4 protein-coding genes are annotated in these 2,434 nt (G+C 71.4%); all 4 read right to left on the bottom strand.

Features of this window, described 5'->3' with window-relative positions; all coding sequences use genetic code 11:
* On the bottom strand, positions 1-235 hold a 235-nt coding region (locus G3I65_RS38440), incomplete at its 3' end, for a translation initiation factor IF-2 N-terminal domain-containing protein (protein WP_160700444.1).
* A 78-nt stretch (positions 236-313) separates the two neighbouring features.
* On the bottom strand, positions 314-631 hold the full coding sequence (locus G3I65_RS38435; protein ID WP_125314588.1) for a YlxR family protein: 318 nt from the start codon (positions 629-631) through the stop codon (positions 314-316).
* A gap of 77 nt (positions 632-708) precedes the next feature.
* Positions 709-1,755: a transcription termination factor NusA gene (gene nusA / locus G3I65_RS38430; RefSeq protein ID WP_160700443.1), complete on the bottom strand. Its 1,047-nt coding sequence runs from the start codon at positions 1,753-1,755 to the stop codon at positions 709-711.
* Entirely contained in the window at positions 1,752-2,285 is a 534-nt protein-coding gene (gene rimP, locus G3I65_RS38425) for a ribosome maturation factor RimP (protein ID WP_160700442.1), read from the bottom strand. Before rimP ends, nusA begins: the two co-directional genes overlap by 4 nt.
* Positions 2,286-2,434: the final 149 nt, after the last annotated feature.

Here is a 2,434-nt window from a genome sequence, read left to right as displayed (position 1 = left end):
CGGCGGGCGCACCGGGCTTGGCGGCCGGCGGGCCGGGGCGCGCCGACGGACCGGGGGTGGGCTTCTTGGCGCCCTTGGGGGCGTACGCGTCGCGGAGACGGCGGGCGACGGGCGCCTCGACCGTGGACGACGCGGACTTGACGAACTCGCCCTGTTCCTTCAACTTCGCGAGAACGTCCTTGCTGGTGATGCCGAGCTCCTTCGCGAGCTCGTGTACGCGGGCCTTGCCTGGCACAACTCTCCTCATCTAGGGGAGGCCAGGCGGCTGACCCGCTGACCTCGTCCTTATTGTCTGACGCTCATGGCTTCAGCTTCACGGCTGACTCATGACGGGTCGACCTGCTTCCTTGGTTCCTCGCGACCCCGGGGACGTCCCGGGTTCGTGGTGCGTCGTGGTGAGCCCGACGTGCTCGCGGACCTCGCGGGCGTCGAGCGCCCCCGTCGCCCGCAGGGCTCTGGGGAAGGCCCGCCGCCGTTCGGCCTTGGCCAGGCAGTCCGGGTCGGGGTGCAGCCAAGCCCCCCGGCCCGGCAGCCGCCGACGTCCGTCGACGACCACCCGCCCGGCCACCGCGACCACGCGCAGCAGCTCACCGATCAATGCCCGCCGCTTGCAGCCGACACAAGTCCGCACCGGGAGATTCCGGTGGGGCTGGTGCTCGGCTACCCGCCGCGGGCTTTGAACCACTCCTGAGTCTAGCGCTTCGACCTTCACTCAGCCGAACCGGTTGTCGCGGCGGGCCGCGTCGGACCGGCGTGGTCTTGATCACCCTCGTCGTCGGCCGGTGCGGCGTCGCTGCGGATGTCGATCCGCCAGCCGGTCAGGCGAGCGGCCAGGCGGGCGTTCTGCCCCTCCTTGCCGATCGCCAGCGACAGCTGGAAGTCCGGCACCACGACGCGGGCGGTCTTCGCCCGCTCGTCCACGACTCGTACCGAAACAACCTTGGCGGGCGACAGCGCATTCCCGACGAAGCGGGCCGGGTCGTCGGAGAAGTCGATGATGTCGATCTTCTCGCCGGCCAGCTCGCTCATCACGTTGCGCACGCGCGCGCCGACCGGGCCGATGCAGGCGCCCTTGGCGTTGACGCCCGGCACGGTGGACTTGACCGCGATCTTGGTGCGGTGTCCCGGTTCGCGCGCGACGGCGGCGATCTCGACCGTCCCGTCGGCGATCTCCGGCACCTCGAGCGCGAACAGCTTGCGCACCAGGTTGGGGTGCGAGCGCGAGAGCGTGATCTGCGGGCCGCGGTTGCCGCGCGAGACGGTGACCACGTACGCCTTGATCCGGCTGCCGTGCTCGTAGGACTCCCCCGCCACCTGCTCGGCGGAGGGCAGCACGCCCTCGGTGTCCCCCACCTGGACCACGACCATGCCGCGGGCGTTGGCGCGGGCGTCGCGCTGGATCACCCCGGCGATGATCTCGCCCTCCTTGGTGGAGAACTCGCCGAAGGTCTTCTCGTGCTCGGCGTCGCGCAGCCGCTGCAGGATGACCTGGCGCGCGGTGGTGGCGGCGATCCGGCCGAAGCCCTCGGGGGTGTCGTCCCACTCCTCGTCGACCTGGCCGTCGTGGGTCAGCGTGTGCGCGAGCACGCGCACCAGGCCCGTCTTGCGGTCGATGTCGATGCGGGCGTGCGGCTGGTGGCCCTCGGTGTGCTTGTACGCGGTGAGCAAAGCCGTCTCGATGGCCTCGATCACCGTTTCGAAGGGGATGTCCTTGTCCCGTTCGATCGCCCGCAGCGCGGCGATGTCGACGTTCACTTCGACCCCTTCTCCGTCTCGGCCGCGATGATGCCGGACGCGTCGTCTTCGAGCAGTTTCAGGTCCTCGGCGGGCGGCTGCTTGAACTCGATCTCCACGACCGCCTTCGCCACGTCGGCGTAGCGGACGTCGCGGAGCTTGCCGCCTTCGAGGACGCGGGCGGCGTCCGCGCCCGCGTGGCCGACCCGGCCGATGAAGGCCGTGCCGTCGGCCGGGGTGATCTTCACGAGCCGGTACCGCGCGCGCCGCCAGTGCCGGGCCTGGGTGAGCGGGCGGTCGAGACCCGGTGAGGTGACCTCCAGCGTGTAGGCGCTCGCCAGCACGTGGTCGTTCTCGTCGAGCGCCGCCGAGACCTTGCGGCTGACCTCGGCGACCTCGTCCAGCCCGACCCCGTCGTCGGCGTCGACGACGACCTTGACCAGCTGCCGCCGGCCGGCCTGCTGCACCTCGAACGAGTCGAGGTCGAAACCCGCGGCGGTGACGGCTTCGGCCACTATCGGCTGGAGCCGGCTGGCGAGTTCTCCTGGCACGTGGGGCTCTCCTTGGTTACGGCGGGTCGGTGGTGGACCAGCTTATCCGGTCGCCCGCTCGGGCCGCGCGAGCGGCGGGGGCGGCCGGGGGCCTGGCAGGATGGGCCGACGTGACCGGAAGACCGACCGACCTGACCCGTCGTGCCGCC

The sequence above is a fragment of the Amycolatopsis sp. SID8362 genome (assembly GCF_010550475.1).
Classification (GTDB): Bacteria; Actinomycetota; Actinomycetes; order Mycobacteriales; family Pseudonocardiaceae; genus Amycolatopsis; species Amycolatopsis eburnea.
The sequence above is the reverse complement of the archived record's forward strand: the minus strand, read 5'-3'. Positions and strand labels throughout refer to the sequence as shown.